The organism is Sorangium sp. So ce1335, from assembly GCF_051521615.1.
Taxonomy (GTDB): Bacteria; Myxococcota_A; Polyangia; order Polyangiales; family Polyangiaceae; genus Sorangium.
This window is the reverse complement of the sequence record NZ_CP150363.1, coordinates 216,575-233,553: the sequence shown is the minus strand read 5'-3', so window position 1 is coordinate 233,553 and position 16,979 is coordinate 216,575. Positions and strand designations below refer to the sequence as shown.

Below are 16,979 nucleotides of genomic sequence, written 5' to 3'. Positions count from 1 at the left end.
CGACGCGGCGCGCGGCGAGGGCCGAGGGGCAGAGCGCACGCCGGCGCCGGCCTGACGACCGCGCGACGGTGCGGCAGCGTCGCAATCGTGCTCCTCGCGGCGTGGACGGCGGCCCTCCCGGGTCGGGCGGCGCGCGCGCCCGGGGGCGTGCTAGAAATCTTCATGCGCGGTCGCCTTGGCTCGAGGAGGCGGTGAGCTTCTCGCTGCGAGCACGCGAGGCCGCGGCCCTGGCCATGGCGATCGCGGCGCACCTCGCGCTCCTCGCCGCGCCGACGCGCGAGCGGGTCTCCGAGCCGCCTGCCGGGCCGCCCGCGCTCGTGGACGGCATCGACCTCGAGCTCGAGGAGCCGGCCCCCCGGGCCGCAGCCGCAGCGCCGCCGGGCGCGAGCGCGCCGGAGCAGGTGGGCAAGGCCGCGCCGGAGGAGAAGACGCAGGCGCCCGCGCCGGGCGCAGCGGCCGCCAAGGTGGCCTCCGTCGAGCGCGCCAGGCCCGCGCCGGCCGCCCCCGAGACGCCCGCCGCCGAGCCGGGGCGTGCGCCGGAGACCGCGCCGCCGCAGGAGGCACCTGCGCCCGCGGCCGAGGCCCCGAGGGCTGCGGCCGAGGCCCCTGCGCCCGCGGCCGAGGCGCCCCCGCCCGCGGCCGAGCCGACCCCGCCCGCGGCCGAGGCGCCCCCGCCCGCGGCCGAGCCCCCCGCGCCCGTCGCCGGGGCGCCCGGGCCCGCGCCGGCGGCGCCGCCCGGCGACGAGTACGGCGGGCCACCCCCAGCGGCGCCCCCCGCGGCCGACGGCGGCATCGCGCTGGCGCCCGGGCTCGGCGCGCCCCTCTGGACGGTGCCCGGCGCGCTCCCCGGCCCCGAGGCGCCGCGGGCCGCACCGACGGCGGCCCCGCTCCCGCGCCCCGTGGATCCGGCCATCGCGGGCAAGGTCCTCAGCGGCACGCTGCACAACAAGGACAAGAGCGTGGGCATCAGCGTCCCCGCCGCGGGCGTGGTGGCGACCACGCTGGCGGACACGGTGCGCGCCTCGGCCGCGCCCCTCGACGCCCGCGCGACCTTCGAGGTCAAGCTCGGCGCCGACGGCCAGGTCCTCGGCGTCCGGCTCGTGAGCGCGACGGCCGGGGACGGCCCAACGTGGGAGCGCATCGTGGGCGAGGCGAAGGGCGCGCTCGCCGGCAGCGCGCTCCGGATGGGGCCGGACCGGGCGCCGGTGACCGTGACCGTCAAGGTCCAGTCCAAGGTGCAATATCCCTCCGGCAGCAAGAAGAAGCCCCAGGCGGAGCTCGTGTGCGCCGAGGAGATGCTCGAGAAGCTCCAGCAGGCCGTGGAGAACCCGAACCAGCTCGGCGAGCCGCGCGGCGGGCGCAGCGACGGCGCGCCGCCGGCGGTCGACATGGATGAGGAAGAGCGAAAACGGCGCTTCTGCATCCCCATCGGCCTCCGCGCCAAGGGCGATCTGTCCGACGTCGGCGCGCACCGGGTCAACGTGGTCTCGGCGTCGTTCGCGGTGAAGCGCGAGGGCGAGCGCGCCCTGCCGCACGAGGACATCCTGCCGATCGACACGCGCGTGCCGTGGGCGCCCAAGGACCCGAAGAAGACGAAGCTGCCGCCGCGCCCCAAGAAGAAGTGGAAGAAGAAGCAGCAGCCTTGATCTCGGCGGGAGCCTGCCCCGACGCCGGTCAGCCGGGTATGCTCGGCACATGCGCGCGGCGCCCCTGGCCCTGAGCTCCGGTCCGTCCGACCGCGCCACCGTCGAGGAGTGGCTCGCCGTTCCGGAGGGCGAGCGCGCCGAGCTGATCCACGGCGCGCTCGTCCATCACGCAGCCCCCGGACCGCAGCACGGCTTCACCCAGGGGGGGGATCTTCGTGAAGCTGTGGCCCTACAACCGGAAGGCGTCCGGCGGGGGCGGCCCTGGAGGCTGGTGGATCTCGCAGGAGGTCGACACGCTGCTCGGCGGCATCGGCTGCCGTCCCGACGTTGTCGGCTGGCGGAGGGACCGGCACGAGCGGGCGCCCGCGCCGGCGTCAGCTCGCGGCGGCGCTGCGCCTGCCCGGCTCGAAGCGGATCGGCAGGCGCGCCGGGCCGTGCACGTTGAACGCCTTGCGCGGCTCCCACGGCTCCTTGCTCGCGCGCTCGATGTCCCGCAGCCGGGAGAGCAGATCCGACAGCGCGATCCTCGCCTCCAGGCGCGCGAGCAGCGCCCCGAGGCAGAAGTGGACGCCCTGCCCGAACGCGACGTGCGGGTTCGGATCGCGCCCGATGTCGAAGCGGTCAGGATCGCGAAACTGCCGGGGATCCCGGTTCGCGGAGCCCATCACCGGCAGCACCAGCTTCCCGGCCGGGATCACCTGGCCGTGCACCTCGACGTCGCGCCGCGCCTCGCGGAACGTGATCTGCACCGGCGAGCGGTAGCGCAGGACCTCCTCGATCGCCGACGGCAGGAGATCCGGCGACGCCCGCAGGCGAGCGAGCTCCTCCGGGCGCTCGATGAAGCACAGGATCGCGTTGTTGATCAGGTTCGTTGTCGTCTCGGTGCCCGCAGCGAGCAGGACCTGGAAGAAGCCCAGGAGCTCGTCCTCGGTCAGCCGCTCGCCGTCCACCTCGGCCTCGACGAGGCGGGTCAAGAGGTCGTCCTTGGGCGCCCTCCGCCGCGCCGCGAGCACCTCCGCGAGGTAGGCCTCCATCTCGCCCTTCGCCGCGGCGTGCTCGCTCATCATGCGCTCCGCCTCGTCGCCGCCCGAGATCGCGTAGCTGAGGTTCACGATCGCCTCGCTCCAGCGCAGGAACCGCGCCCGGTCCCCGAGCGGAATGCCGAGCATCTCGGCGATCACGATCGTGGGCAACAGGCCCGCGTAGTCCAGCGCGAGGTCCATCTCCCCCCGCTCCATGTGCTGATCCAGCAGATCGCGCGAGAGCTCCCGGACGCGCGGCTCGAGGGCCGCGACGGATCGCGCGGTGAAGGCCCGCATCACGATGGCGCGGAGCTTCGTGTGGCGCGGCGGGTCCGAGAAGAGGAGCCAGTCGGGGGCCTTGCCGGTCGCTGGCGTGACGACGGAGCTGAACGCCTCGTGGTCCGTCAGCGCCCGCTTCACGCCCTCGTAATCGAAGAGCATCCAGAGATCGAGCGGCGCGACGTGGAGCACGGGAGCGCTGCTCCGCATCTGGTCATAGAGGGGATAGGGATCGCGCCGCGTCTCTTCCGGGAAAAGATTCATGGCCAGGACCTCCGTCGTCTCGTCGTCTGGAATGGCCGGGAGCTGCCGCCGGCTGGAGCCGGAAGACGATGCTAGGCCATGCAGACGGGGGATGGCGCGCCTGAACGAACCGCGGTTCGAGCGTCCGCGGTGCACCTGCACGCTGTTCGTTCGTGACGTCGGGCTGCCGAAGGGTCGCTCCGAGCGCGCGGGGCCTCACATCACCCGGTCCACGCCGCCCACACGTCGTCGCGCTCCACGCGCGGCGCCCGCTCGGTCACCAGCCTGGCGAACACCGTCGGGTGCGGGACGCTATCGAGGCTCACCGTCCGCCAGGGGAGCACGGTCTGTCCCCGGAACAAGGCGACTCGGCCCGATTGCAGGCGCACGAGCGAGAGATCGCCCCAGGCGGCGTGGGCGTCGCGGATCGCGATCCCCTGCCGGTCGAGGCGCACCGGACCGAACGTGAGGACCTCGCCGTCCTTGACCGCGCGCCGCGCCTCGTCGAGCAGGGGATGAGAGCAGCGCTGGAGTATCCGGCGGGCGACCTCCTGGCCGTCCGCCACCTCGACAGGCACCGAGCGCTGCTTGCCGGAGTGCTCCACGAGGCGGACGCCGCGGAGGAACACGAAGCTCCCGAACGGCGTCGAGCTCCGGTCGAGGTCGAACCACACCTCGTCCACGTCGTCGAACACAGCGACCTCGCGCCCCTCCCGGCGCGCCACGACGAGGCCGTGGTCGTACAGCTCGATCCGCAGGCCCCGGTGGCGCAGCGCAGCGGCCGCGAGCACGGCGGCGCCCGCGATCCCGAACGGCAGCGAGAGGAGGAAGCCTTGCCATCCGGCGATGACCGCGCCGAGGACGCTCGTGAACACGAGGAGCAGCGCGCCCCGCGCGACGTGAAACAGCGCGGCGTTCCGGCGCTGGCCGTGAACGGAGAGGAGATCGCCGAGGCGCTGATCCTCGGGAGGCGCCGTCGGGCGCTCCGCCGGCTGGCGGAAGGGGTGCGGCTGCACGCAAGGGTGCGTAGCACATGGCCGGCCGCGGCCGCGAGTTCTGCGCGGGAGCGCGACAGCGAGTCTCCTCGGCGGCGTCGCCGTCGCGCCACGCCCGAGCGCCGCCCGCGCGACGACGCGCGATGGCGCCGAGCGCCCGCACGTCCCCCGATGCTCGTGGGCCGCAGCGCTGATGCCTGTAGGCCTCTATCGACCCGCCGCGGAGCCGCACAGTCGCCGCGCGGCGCCGGCGTCGACGCCGCGCCGTGCGTGCACACGGATTGCATGGGCAGCCGCTGCGAAGCCCGGATCGCAGCAGGAGCCGCCTGCCGAGGTCGCCTCTTTTCGGTCGACCGCCGTTCGAAAAGTCCACCGGAGACATCCGGCGGCGTCCTATAAGACGGCCCGGGATTCGCGGCAGCGTGCCGTTCCTCCGCTGGAGGATGCGGCCTTTTCCACAACTCGCCTGCGCGCCGGAGCAGTCGACGGCCGCTCGCCCCGTGCACTCAGAAGGTGATCCTGCGCATGAGAGCCCTTTCTCCCCCTCGATGGATCTGCGGCGCCGCCGCGCTAGCGGCGGCGGCGTGGGCCGCGCCAGCGTCCGCTCAGGAGGCGGACGCTGAGCGCGGCCTCGCCCTCGACCGCTTCAGCCCGGCGCCCGCCGGCGACCGGATGTTCGGCGTGCCGTCGCCCTACGCGGCCTCGCCCCGGCAGGACGGCAGCCCGACGCTCCACCTGATGCTGCTCGGCGACTACGCGCACAACCCGCTCGTGCTCACGCGCCTGGGGCAGGACGAGCCCATCGACTCGATCGTGGAGCACCAGCTCTTCCTCCACCTGAACGGCTCGTTCACGATCTGGGACCGGCTGCACGTCAACGTCGACGTGCCGCTCGCCGTGCTCCAGGAGGGCGGGAGCCCGGCGGCGGAGGGCCTCTCCTTCCCGTCGCCGAGCGGCGCGGAGATCGGCGACCTGCGGCTCGGGCTGCGCCTGCGGCTGCTCGGCGAGTACTACGACCCGTTCCAGCTCGCCGTCGGCGGGTACGTGTGGCTGCCGACCGGCAACGGCGATCGCGGCTCGTACGTCGGCGAGGGCACGGTGCGCGGCATGCCCCAGATCATCGCCGGCGGCCGCGCCCCGCACCTCACGTGGTCGGTCGCGGCCGGCGTCGACCTGCGCCCCGCGCAGACGTTCGCGCAGGTGCGGCAGGGCCTGATGTTCAACGGCGGCGCGGGCGTCGGCCTGCTGCTGCTGCCCGAGGAGCAGCTCCAGATCGGGCCCGAGGTGAACGTCTCGACGGTGCTGGAGGACCCGGACGCGCGCAACACGAACGTCGAGGCGCTGCTCGGCGTGCGCTACCGCTTCGCGCCCGCGGTGCGCGACTTCGAGATCGGCGTCGCCGCCGGGCCCGGCTTCACGTCGGGCATCGGCACGCCGGACTTCCGCGCGGTCGCGATGCTCGCGTACTCGCCCGAGGTCCGGCGCGAGGACCCGGACCGCGACAAGGACCGCATCCCCAACGAGCTGGACGCCTGCCCGGACACGCCCGGCGTCGCCGACGCCGATCCGAAGAAGAACGGCTGCCCGCCGTCCGATCGCGACGAGGACGGCATCCTCGACCGCGTCGACGCGTGCCCGGACAACGCCGGCATCGCGAACGACGACCCGAAGAAGCACGGCTGCCCGCCGCCAGGCGACCGCGACAAGGACGGCATCACCGACGACGTCGACGCGTGCCCGGACGAGTCCGGCCCGGCCAACGAGGACCCGAAGAAGAACGGCTGCCCGCCGCCGCCGGACAAGGACGGCGACGGTGTCATCGACGCGGAGGACGCCTGCCCCGATATCCCCGGTCTCCGCACCACGGATCCGGCGACGAACGGCTGCCCCGGCGATCGCGACGGCGACACGGTGCGCGACGATCAGGACGCCTGCCCCGACGAGAAGGGCAAGCCCGATCCGGATCCGGCGAAGAACGGCTGCCCCGTCGCGGTGCGCGTCACCGAGCAGGAGATCGTCATCCTGCAGCAGGTGCAGTTCGACACCGGCAAGGCGACCATCAAGAAGGCGAGCGACGAGCTCCTCGACGAGGTCGCGGGTGTGCTGAAGGAGCACCCGGAGATCACCAAGATCGAGGTGCAGGGGCACACCGATCCGCGCGGCGGACGCGCGTACAATGTCCGTCTCAGCCAGGCGAGGGCCGAGTCGGTCACGAAGGCGCTGGTCCAGCGCGGCATCGAGGCCGAGCGGCTCGCGTCGAAGGGCTACGGGCCTGACGTCCCGATCGCGGAGAACGACACCGAAGAGGGACGCCAGAAGAACCGCCGCGTGCAGTTCAAGATCATCGAGAAGAAGCCGAAGCAGCAGCAGGAGGCGCCGTGAAGAGACGTTGGGTCATAGGTGGTCTTGTCGGGCTCGCGTGCGTGGGCGGGCAGGGCGGCGCCGCGCACGCCGCGCCCGCGCTGCGCGTGCAGGTCGATCAGCGGGGAGACTTCCTCCTCATCGGGAACACGCTCGGCCACGAGTGCGGCAGGGACGACATCGGGTCGCCCGTGCTCGGCGACATCGGCCCGTGCGGGAGCAACACCGGCGACAGCGCGCCCGACACGTTCTGGCGCGCCGACTCGCCCGCGGAGGGCCAGGCGGAGGCGAGCAGCAGCATCACCGCCGCGCAGGCGCGCAGCTCCGCGGTGCTGGAGGTGCCGCCCGGCGCGAGGGTCACGCACGCGTACCTCTACTGGGGCGCGCACCTCGGGACCAGCGGGGACGCGGACGAGGCGGTCACCCTGGAGCGGCCCGGCGCGAGCGGCTTCTCCCAGGAGGTGACCGCCATCGATAGCTTCGAGAGGGTCAGCTCGGGGCGCGTCTACTACCAGTCGGTCGCGGACATCACCGACGTCGTGCAGGCGCGAGGCTCCGGCGCGTACCGGGTGGGCGGCATCGACACCGCGAGCTTCACGAACAACAACTTCGACAACCACTTCGCCGGGTGGTGGCTCGTCGTGTTCTACGAGCTCGCCTCCGAGCCGCCGCGCAACCTCGCGCTCTTCGACGGGCTCGACACGGTGGCCAGCGGGTCGACCCAGAGCGCCACCCTGTCGGGGTTCCTGGTGCCGAACGCGGGCTACGACGCGAAGATCGGCATCGTCGCGTTCGAGGGCGACGTGGCCTTTGATGGAGATCAGTTCTTCTTCAACGGGCCGCCGGCGCTCGGCGACGATGTGAACCCGGCCGACAACTTCTTCAACGGCACGCGTTCCTATCTCAACGTGCCGGTGTCGAACGTCGGGGACCTGCCGCAGCTCGCCGGGACCGCGGGGAGCATGGCCGGGATGGATATCGACGTCTTCGATATCACGTCCAAGGTGACCCCGGGGCTGACCGAGGCGCCCATCCAGGCGTCGAGCAACAACGACCTGTACTTCCTCGCCGGCTTCATCACGTCGATCTCGACCTTCAAGCCGGACTTCACGACCTCCACGAAGTTGGCCGTCGACGTGAACGGCGGGCTGCTGCTCCCGGGCGACCTGATCCAGTACACGATCCAGGTCGTCAACACCGGCAACGACGCGTCGGTCAACACCGTGCTGACCGATCCGCTGCCCGCGGGCGTGACGTACGTGCCGGGGTCGCTCTCGGTCACGGTGGGCGCCAACATGGGCCCGAAGACGGACGCGCCCGGCGACGACCAGGGCGAGTACGACGCGGGGACGCGCACGGTCCGCGTGCGGCTCGGCACCGGCGCGAACGGGACGGCGGGGGGCTCGCTCCCCGCCGCCACCGGGTCGTCGACGGTCACCTTCCAGGTGAGGGTCGACGCCGGCGCCTCGGGCTTCATCCGCAACCAGGCGATCGTCAGCGCGGCCGGGCAGCAGGGCGCGCCGGCCGAGGAGACGCCGACCGACGGCAACGGGCCGACCGACGGCGTGCCGCCGACCGAGAGCGTCGTCGACGAGTGCGAGACGAACGCGCAGTGCACGGCGCCGACGCCGTACTGCGAGACGGCGGGGACGCCCAACACGTGCGTCGAGTGCCTCACCGACGACCACTGCGGGCCGCTCACCCCGACGTGCGATGAGGGCAACACCTGCGTCTGCGAGCCCACGGGCGCCGAGGTCTGCGGCGACTCGATCGACAACGACTGCGACGGCGTGTTCAACAACGGCTGCGACTCGGACAGCGACGGGATCGAGGATCCCGCCGAGGTCGAGGCCGGCACCGACCCGAACGACGCCGACAGCGACGACGACGGCGTGATCGACGGCGAGGAGCCGCGCTTCGACGAGGACACCGACGGGGACGGGCTCATCAACGCGCTCGATCCGGACAGCGACAACGACGGGCTCTACGACGGCACCGAGCTCGGGTCGCAGTGCGACAACGAGGCGACGAACGTCCGCGCGGCCCACTGCCGGGTCGACGGCGACGCCGGGGCGACGACGACCGACCCGCTCGACGCCGACTCCGACGACGGCGGCGTTCCCGACGGGCAGGAGGACGTGGACCTCGACGGCGTCGTCGACGAGGGCGAGACCGACCCGAACGTCGGCGACGACGACGCGCCGCCGGTGGACACCGACGGCGACGGGCTGAGCGACGACCTCGAGGAGACGATCGGGAGCGACCCGAACGACGCGGACAGCGACGACGACGGCGCGCTCGACGGGCAGGAGCCGAACCCGGCCGACGACACGGACGGCGACGGGCTCATCAACGTGCTCGACGTCGACAGCGACAACGACGGGCTCTTCGACGGCACCGAGCTCGGCCTGCCCTGCGACAACGAGGCGACCGACACCGAGGCGGGCCACTGCCGCGCCGACGCGGACGCGGGGGCGACGACCACCTCTCCGATCGACGCGGACTCCGACGACGGCGGCGTGCGCGACGGCCAGGAGGACATCAACCTCAACGGCGCGATCGACGCGGATGAGACCGATCCGAACGACGGCGACGACGATCTGCCGATCGTCGACACGGACGGCGACGGGCTCGTCGACGAGATCGAGGTGCTGATCGGCACCGACCCGAGCGACGCGGACAGCGACGACGACGGTGTGCTCGACGGGCGGGAGCCGAACTTCAGCGACGATCACGACGGCGACGGCGCCATCAACGCGCTCGACCCCGACAGCGACAACGACGGGCTCTTCGACGGCACCGAGTTCGGCCTGCCCTGCGACAACGAGGCGACCGACGCGGACGCGGGGACCTGCATCGCGGACGCGGACACCGAGACGACCACCTCGCCGCTCGATCCGGACACGGACGACGGCGGCGTGAGCGACGGCGCGGAGGACGCGAACCACAACGGCGCGATCGACGAGGGCGAGACCGATCCCAACGACCCCGCCGACGACTCGGTGCCTGACGATCGCGACGGCGACGGGCTGAGCGACGCGATCGAGGAGATGATCGGCAGCGATCCGGACGACGCCGACAGCGACGACGACGGCGCGCTCGATGGGCAGGAGGTGAACCCCGGCGAGGACACCGACGACGACGGGCTCATCAACGCGCTCGACGTCGACAGCGACAACGACGGGCTCTTCGACGGCACCGAGCTCGGCCTGCCCTGCGACCAGGAGGGCACGGACGCCGAGGCGGGCCACTGCCGCGCCGACGCGGACGAGGGGGCGACGAAGACCTCGCCGGTCGACGCGGACACGGACGACGGCGGCGTGAACGACGGCGACGAGGACATCAACCTCGACGGCGCCATCAACGCGGACGAGACCGATCCGAACAACGGCGACGACGACGTGGCGCCGGCGGACACCGACGGTGACGGGCTGAGCGACGCCCTCGAGGGCGAGATCGGCACCGATCCGGAGGACGCCGACAGCGACGACGACGGCGTGCTCGACGGGGCGGAGCCGAACTTCAGCGACGACCACGACGGCGACGGCCTCATCAACGCGCTCGACCCCGACAGCGACGGCGACGGGCTGTTCGACGGCACCGAGCTCGGCCTGCCCTGCGACAACGGGGCGACCGACGCGGACGCAGGGACCTGCATCGCGGACGCGGACCCCGAGACGACGACGAACCCGCTCGATCCGGACACGGACAACGGCGGCGTGAGCGACGGCGCGGAGGACGCGAACCACAACGGCGCGGTCGACGAGGGCGAGACCGATCCGAACGACGGCGAGGACGATCGGGGCCCCGCGGCGTGCCGGCAGGACATCGACTGCGGCGACGCGAACAGCGGGATGATCTGCGAGGAACACCAGTGCGTCGAAGGCTGCCGCGGCGCCGACGGCAACGGCTGCCCCTCGGGCGAGGTGTGCACCTCGACCGACAGCTCGCCGGGCACCTGCGAGCCCGAGGAGCCCGGTCCCGGGGAGCCGAACGATCCGAGCGGCATCTTCGCCGAGGGCAACGGCCTCTGCGCCGCGCGGCCCACGCCCGCCGGCAGCGGCCCGGGCGCGGGTACGCTGCTGCCCCTGCTCGGCGCCCTCGCCGGCCTCGCGCTGCGCCGGCGGCGCCGCGCGGACAGCTAGCCGACGATAGCTGACGAGCGAAGGCCCACGGCCGCGCGTCCCCCGCCTGAAAGGGCGGGGGACGATCCCACCGGCGGCCGTGGGCGCCCCACCCGTCCTTCCCCGAGAATCATCACCGGCGCGATCGCTCATCACAGCGGCTCGCCGCGAGAGCGCGACAGTGAGCGCCGCGGGGAGGAGCGCTCCCACGCAACCATGGTGGCTTGACAGCGGCGTCGGCGAGCCGCTCTCATCGATCGTGGACTCATGGCCACGAGCAGCCCGCCGCGTGCCAGCGTGACGCCCCTCGGAGCTGCGACCGCCGCCGCCGTGAGCTGGCGGTTCAAGGGCGAGCTCCGGGTGACCGCGATCGTGAAAGCCACCTTCGCGTTCGCCAGCGACACGGCGATGCCGCGCGTCGCGCCGCAGGAGATCATCCGGGCGGAGATCCACCACGGCGCCGTGCCCTCGCGGAGCGTCCGGTTCACGACCGACCTGATCCCTCGCCTGCTCCAGGCCGACGTGCTCTGGACCGGCCATGCGCACGCGCCGCACGGCCGCCCTGTCGACACGTTGCCTGTCCGGCTCGGGCTCTTCTCGTCGAGCGGATGGACGCTGCTGGACAAGACGCTGATCGTCCGGAAGCGGGGCGGCTTCGTGCGTCTCCCGATCGATCACGAGCACGCGTACGGCGGGCTCGGCTTCCCGGAGAACCCGTTCGGCGTCGGCCACGCGGAGGGCTCGGGCGAGCCGAACATCCTCGATCCGCGCGACGGGAAGCGCGTGGCGGGCTTCGGTCCGATCTCACAGGCCATGCCTGCCCGCAGGCGGCTCCTCGGCGCGGCCCCGCGCGCCCTGCTCGAGCGCGAGATCGCCGAGATCCCCGACGATCTCTGCTGGGAGTATTTCCAGGCGGCGCCGCCCGATCAGCGCACGCCCCTCCTGCGCGGCGACGAGTGGATCGTGATGGACGGCCTGCACCCGAGCGCCCCGCGCGCACGCATGCGCCTGCCCGGCGCGCGCGGCTTCGCCCGCGTTCATGGCCTCTCGGATCTCGGCGTGGACGAGCGCGAGGCGCTCCCGCTCAGCGCCGACGTTCTGCGCATCGACGGCGACGAGCAGCGCTGCACGGTGACGTGGCGCGGCAGCTTTCCCGTGCCGACCGAAGGCGCGCTCTCTCGGGTGCGCATCCTGGCCGGCGTCGAGCTCCCGGGCGAGCCGATCGCGTGGCCCGCCCCGGGCGCCGCGATCCACGGCGCCGGAGCCGCGGGCCCAGGGCTCGCGCCCCGATCGGGCGCGGACGATGGGGGCGGCGCCGCCCTGGAGTCGACCCCCGAGATGTCCCCCGAGGCGAGCCGGACGGCGAGGCTCGACGGGACGATCGACCTCGCGGACAGGTCGGTCGCGGTGCTGCCGGCCGCGTCGACGCTGCCGTTTCGACCGGCGCCCGCGGGCGCGTCGCCGCTGGCGCAACCGGCGCCGCCGCCGCTCGAGGCGCCCGTCGACAGGTCGAGGACGGTGCCTCTGCCGAAGGAAATCATCGACTTCGCAGCAAGCCTACCGGCGACCCCCTTCGCGGCCGCGACGCCGCCGGCCGCGACGCCGACGGCCGCGACGCCCCCCGCCCCGCCGGCCGCGACGCCGACGGCCGCGACGCCCCCCGCCCCGCCGGCCGCGACGCCGACGGCCGCGACGCCGACGGCCGCGACGCCCCCCGCCCCGCCGGCCGCGGGCCGCGCCTTCGCGTGGTCCACGCCGCCTCCCGAGCCGCCGCCCCCCGGGCCGTCCGCCGGGCCGCCGAAGCGCCCCGCGAAGCTCGACGTGAAGGCCCTCCTGTACGGCCCCGGCAAGAGGCAGAGCTGACCCGCCGATGCGCGCGAGGACCGGGAAGGGCCCCAAGCGGCGCAGTTGCCCACCACGGCTGTCGCGGTTGCCCCCGCGCTCTCGCGGCAAACACACACCGCCGCGTGCGCGGCGCTCGCACCGGATCGGTGCTCCTGGCCCGACCTGCAGTGAAGCGGAGGACGAGCGATGAAGGAAACCTCGGGGACGCTGGACGTTCGCATCGAGTCGGAGCGGGGGTCGTGGGACCACGTCCAGGTCCGCGAGCTCTCCGGGCGAGAGTCGATCTCGCAGCTCTTCTCGTTCGATCTCGACATCGTGCTCGACGAGGACCACGAGCTCCCGGCCGACGCAGCGCCCGGCGCCGAGGTCAGCCTCGTCTTCGAGTCCGACGGCGAGGAGATCCGCCGCGTCTCGGGCATGCTCGGCCCCATCCGGGACCGCCTCGAGCCGCTGGCCGAGCGCCCCACCTATCGCCTGCGCCTCGTGCCGCGCGCGTTCCGGCTCACCCTCGTCGAGACGCAGGAGATCTTCATGGACTGCAGCGTTCCGGACATCCTCCGGAGCAAGCTCGAGCGGCACGGTCTCGGCGCCGAGGACATCGAGCTGCGGCTGATCGAGAGCTACCCGGAGCGCGAGTTCGTCGTGCAGTACGGCGAGAGCGACCTCGCGTTCATCAGCCGCCTGGCCGAGCACGTCGGGATAAGCTTCTTCTTCGAGCACGAGGACGGCCGCGACAGGCTGGTCTTCACCGACCATCCATCCGGCTTCCGCCCCGCCGCGGGCGCGGCGACGGTGCCGTTCCGGGCCCGCGGCGAGGCCGCGGGCGTCTTCGGCCTCGAGGTGACGACCGATCTGGTGCCCACCAACTACGTGGTGCAGGACTACAACTACCGCGCTCCGCAGCTCGATCTGACGGCCTACGCCGGCCTGGGCTCGGGCGACGGCGGCGGCGTCGTCGAGTACGGCAGCCACGTCAAGACGCCCGACGAGGCCCGGAAGCTCGCGCAGATCCGGGCCGAAGAGCGGCTCTCGCGGCAACGCGTGTACGAGGGCAAGGCCAGCCGCGCGGCGCTGTCCGCCGGGCAGCGCGTGACGCTGGTCGAACACCCGCGCCTCCCGGGGCCGGAGGAGCTGCTCCTCGTCGAGGTGGAGCACGAGGCGCGCCTCCCCGCGTTCAAGGACACCGGCGAGCAGAGCCCCTATTACAGGAACGCCTTTCGCGCGATCCCCGCCCACGTCGCCTACCGGCCGCCGCGGCGGACGCCGAGGCCGCGCATCTCCGGCGTGGTGACCGGGATCGTGCAGCCGGGGCCCGGGGGGAAGACGAACGGGATCGCGCAGCTCGACGCCGAGGGGCGCTACACGGTCCAGATCCATTTCGACACGGCGCAGCCGGGCGAGCAGAAGGCCTCGCGCCCGATCCGGATGGCGCAGCCGTTCAGCGGCATGGGGCACGGGATGCATTTCCCCCTGCGCCCGGGCACCGAGGTCATCGTGGGGTTCGCCAACGGCGACCCGGATCGCCCGGTGATCCTCGGGGCCATGTTCCACCCGCTCGCGCCCTCGCCCGTGGTGGCGCGCAACGCCAACCAGAGCCGCATCACCATGGCCTCGGGCGCCATGATCGAGATCTCGGAGAAGCAATGACGAAGCCCACGACGGTCGGGATCCACTTCCGCTCCGAGGCCGCCCCGGCCGGGGCGTTCACCGTGCTGGGGCTCCGCGGCGAGGAGGCGCTGTCGCGCCCCTACCGCTTCGAGATCGATCTCGCCTCGCCCGATCCCGCGCTGCCGCTCGACGACATCGCGGGCGCGGCCGGCGAGCTCGACCTCGCCGGCCGCGCGATCCCGGGGGTCGTGGCCGAGGTGGAGCAAGGCGGCGCGCTGGGCCCCGGCCGGTACGCCTACCGGGTCGCGCTCGTGCCGCGCCTCGCGCTGCTCGGCCTCGCGCGGCAGACGCGCATCTACCAGCGGCTCAGCGTGCCCGACCTGGTGGAGGCGGTGATCGCCGAGAGCGGCCTCGCGATCGAGGTGGAGCGGCGGCTCGAGCGGGCGTACCCGCCGCGCGAGCACGCCGTGCAGTACCAGGAGAGCGCGCTCGACTTCGTCTCGAGGCAGCTCGAGCAGGCGGGCATCAGCTACGTCATCGAGCCGCGGGGCGGGGCGGAGCGGCTCGTCCTCTGCGACCACCCGGGCGGCTTCCGGGGCGCGGTCGAGGCCTCCATGGGCGAGCGGGAGGCCGCCCAGGTGCGCGCGCTGCGCTGCCGGCGCCGGCTGTCGCCGCGCGCGCTCGTGCTGCTCGACTACAACGAGCGCACGCCGGAGGTGCCGCTCCAGGCCGAGGCCGAGGTCGACGGCCGCGGCTTCGGGCTGCTCATCGACGAGGGCGGCCCGTTCGCGACGCCCGAGGAGGGCGCCGCGCTCGCCGTTGCGCGCGCCGAGGAGCTGCGCTGCCGCGCGGCCGTGTACGACGGCGCGATCGGCGCGCCGCTCGCCGCGGGCGCCCGCCTCGGGCTCTCCGGCCACTTCCGGGCCGACTGGAACCGCGATTACCTGGTGACGCGCGCCGTGCACCGCGCCGAGGCGGGCGACGGACCGCGCTACGCCTGCGAGTTCGAGGCGATCCCGGCCTCGACGCGCTACCGCCCGCCGCGCATCACGCCGAGACCGCGCCTCGAGGGCGCGATGGTCGCGCACGTCGACGCGCGCGGCCCGGAGGGCACCGCGGCGGTCGACGCCGAGGGCCGCTACCGCGTGGTGATGCCGTTCGACCTGAGCGGCGCGGCCGAGGCGCAGGCCTCGGTGCCGATGCGCCTGGCGACGCCCTACGGCGGCGAGGACGAGGGCATGCATTTCACGCTGCGCAAGGGCGCCGAGGTGCTGTGGACCGGCGTCGGCGGGGATCCCGAGCGGCCGGTGATCACCGGGGTCGTGCCCAACGCGAAGAGCCGCGTGGTGACGAGCGCCGACGAGGGGCGCGGCCGCATCCGGATGCCGAACGGGGCCATGGTCGAGATGGGCGGCGGCTTCGGGCGCCGGCGCGCCCGAGGCGCCTCGGGCCCGCCGGCGGCCTCGCGGGGCGGCACGGGCGGCGCGCCGGCGGCCTCGCAGGCCGGCACGGACGCCGCGCCGGCGGCCTCGCAGGCCGGCACGGGCGGCGCGCTGCCGCTGGAGCAGCAGCTCGGCCAGGACGACATCACGACGACCGCGAGCGCCGCGGAGGACTGGATCCGCATCGCGGTCCCGCACAGCGACGGGAAGTACAGCTACCTGCGGTACGGCGAGCGCGCGAGCGCGCCGGCCGGCAGCTTCACCGAGTCCGCGCGGCTCGATCCGGCGGACGGGTTCGGCGACAGCGGCTGGACGTGGTCGAGCCTCGACACCGGCTACGACATCAGCTCGGCGGACGGCGACAAGGGGAGCGCCGCGCACTTCGGCTGGGCCGCGAGCGACGGGGTCTACGATCACACGGACGGCAACCGCACGGTCGTGACCCAGGGAGATTACCAGTCGGTCACCACGGGCAACCGCACCGACGTCGTCCTCGGGAATTACCGGCTCGTGATCCCCAACCGGACGCTCGGCATCTACGACGCCGACTTCTACTCGATGACGTTCAGCAACGACTGGCAGGGCTGGCGCAAGACCCAGCGCAGCCACGTCTCGTCGGTCAACCTCACGTACGGCGACAACTCGAGCTTCTTCACCGGCATCAACTTCGGGATGAGCCTCGGCGGGAACTACAGCATCGCGGCGGGCGTGAACGGCAACGTCTTCCTCGGGCTCAACACCGGGATCACGGCCGGGATGGTCTGCAACATCGCGTACGGCCCGGTGCTCGAGTTCGGCAACACGAAGAAGCTCACCACGGCCGACGAGCAGGACATCAAGGCGCGCTCCAGGGTGCACCTGCGCGTGCGGGCCACCGACAAGCCCGCGATCGAGGCCGCGAAGCCGTGGGTCGCCGCGGTGGCGGCGGGCGCCGCGGGCGCGGTGTTCGGCGCGGGCGGCGCGGCCGCGGGCAAGGACGACCTCGACAAGGGCGGCGGGCTCACGGGCATGACGTGGGGCATCGCGACGCTCGGGGCGCTCGTCGGGTCGTACCTGGTCCACAAGCTCGCGCACGCGAACCCGCTGAACGACGCCGAGCTGATCATCGAGCCGACCCAGATCCTGCTGCGCTGCGGCGGGCCGGCCGGCGCGACCATCAAGATCGAGCCCGCCGCGATCGAGCTCACCTGCGGCACGAGCAGCCTCAAGGTCGACGCGGCCGCCGGCGTCGTGGCCCAGTCAGGGCCCGCCGTGCTGGAGCTGAGCGGCTCGAACGCCGCCTCCACCCTGAAGTTCGGCGGCAGCCAGGTCCAGGTCGACGCCGTGGGAGCCCTCATCAAGGGCCAGCAGCTGCAGTTCTTCTAGGAGGAGCGCGCGCGGCGCGCGGGCGTGCGCGCGGCCCCACGCGCGTCGA

The 16,979-nt window shown here is 73.5% G+C and carries 8 protein-coding genes; 6 read left to right on the top strand and 2 right to left on the bottom strand.

What is annotated here, in order from left to right; translation table 11 throughout:
* Nucleotides 1–191 precede the first annotated feature (191 nt).
* A complete protein-coding gene (locus tag WMF24_RS00855; RefSeq protein ID WP_437734431.1) occupies nucleotides 192–1,646 on the top strand; it encodes a hypothetical protein in 1,455 nt (484 codons plus the stop codon).
* A 374-nt stretch (nucleotides 1,647–2,020) separates the two neighbouring features.
* Here WMF24_RS00855 and WMF24_RS00850 read toward each other — a convergent pair whose 3' ends face one another.
* A complete protein-coding gene (locus WMF24_RS00850; RefSeq protein ID WP_437734430.1) occupies nucleotides 2,021–3,211 on the bottom strand; it encodes a cytochrome P450 in 1,191 nt (396 codons plus the stop codon).
* A gap of 200 nt (nucleotides 3,212–3,411) precedes the next feature.
* Nucleotides 3,412–4,206, bottom strand: a complete 795-nt coding sequence (locus WMF24_RS00845; protein WP_437734429.1) for a DUF6585 family protein — start codon at nucleotides 4,204–4,206, stop codon at nucleotides 3,412–3,414.
* Nucleotides 4,207–4,710: 504 nt separating this feature from the next.
* Here WMF24_RS00845 and WMF24_RS00840 point away from each other — a divergent pair.
* The 5 genes from WMF24_RS00840 to WMF24_RS00820 all read left to right on the top strand — a co-directional run bounded on the left by WMF24_RS00840 (nucleotide 4,711) and on the right by WMF24_RS00820 (nucleotide 16,930).
* Entirely contained in the window at nucleotides 4,711–6,567 is a 1,857-nt protein-coding gene (locus WMF24_RS00840) for an OmpA family protein (RefSeq protein WP_437734428.1), read from the top strand.
* A complete protein-coding gene (locus WMF24_RS00835) occupies nucleotides 6,564–10,691 on the top strand; it encodes a hypothetical protein (RefSeq protein ID WP_437734427.1) in 4,128 nt (1,375 codons plus the stop codon). Before WMF24_RS00840 ends, WMF24_RS00835 begins: the two co-directional genes overlap by 4 nt.
* A 246-nt stretch (nucleotides 10,692–10,937) precedes the next feature.
* Complete coding sequence (locus WMF24_RS00830; RefSeq protein WP_437734426.1) at nucleotides 10,938–12,533, top strand: DUF2169 family type VI secretion system accessory protein; 1,596 nt, start codon at nucleotides 10,938–10,940, stop codon at nucleotides 12,531–12,533.
* A gap of 168 nt (nucleotides 12,534–12,701) precedes the next feature.
* Nucleotides 12,702–14,162: a type VI secretion system Vgr family protein gene (locus WMF24_RS00825; protein WP_437734425.1), complete on the top strand. Its 1,461-nt coding sequence runs from the start codon at nucleotides 12,702–12,704 to the stop codon at nucleotides 14,160–14,162.
* On the top strand, nucleotides 14,159–16,930 hold the full coding sequence (locus tag WMF24_RS00820; RefSeq protein WP_437734424.1) for a type VI secretion system Vgr family protein: 2,772 nt from the start codon (nucleotides 14,159–14,161) through the stop codon (nucleotides 16,928–16,930). The genes WMF24_RS00825 and WMF24_RS00820 overlap by 4 nt, the downstream gene beginning before the upstream one ends.
* Nucleotides 16,931–16,979 lie beyond the last annotated feature (49 nt).

Bases quoted from the DNA above. Each gene is read 5' to 3' on its own strand.
- WMF24_RS00850 (WP_437734430.1), bottom strand. From the start codon at position 3,211: ATGAATCTTTTCCCGGAAGAGACGCGGCGCGATCCCTATCCCCTCTAT.
- WMF24_RS00840 (WP_437734428.1), top strand. From the start codon at position 4,711: ATGAGAGCCCTTTCTCCCCCTCGATGGATCTGCGGCGCCGCCGCGCTA.
- WMF24_RS00830 (WP_437734426.1), top strand. From the start codon at position 10,938: ATGGCCACGAGCAGCCCGCCGCGTGCCAGCGTGACGCCCCTCGGAGCT.
- WMF24_RS00825 (WP_437734425.1), top strand. From the start codon at position 12,702: ATGAAGGAAACCTCGGGGACGCTGGACGTTCGCATCGAGTCGGAGCGG.
- WMF24_RS00820 (WP_437734424.1), top strand. From the start codon at position 14,159: ATGACGAAGCCCACGACGGTCGGGATCCACTTCCGCTCCGAGGCCGCC.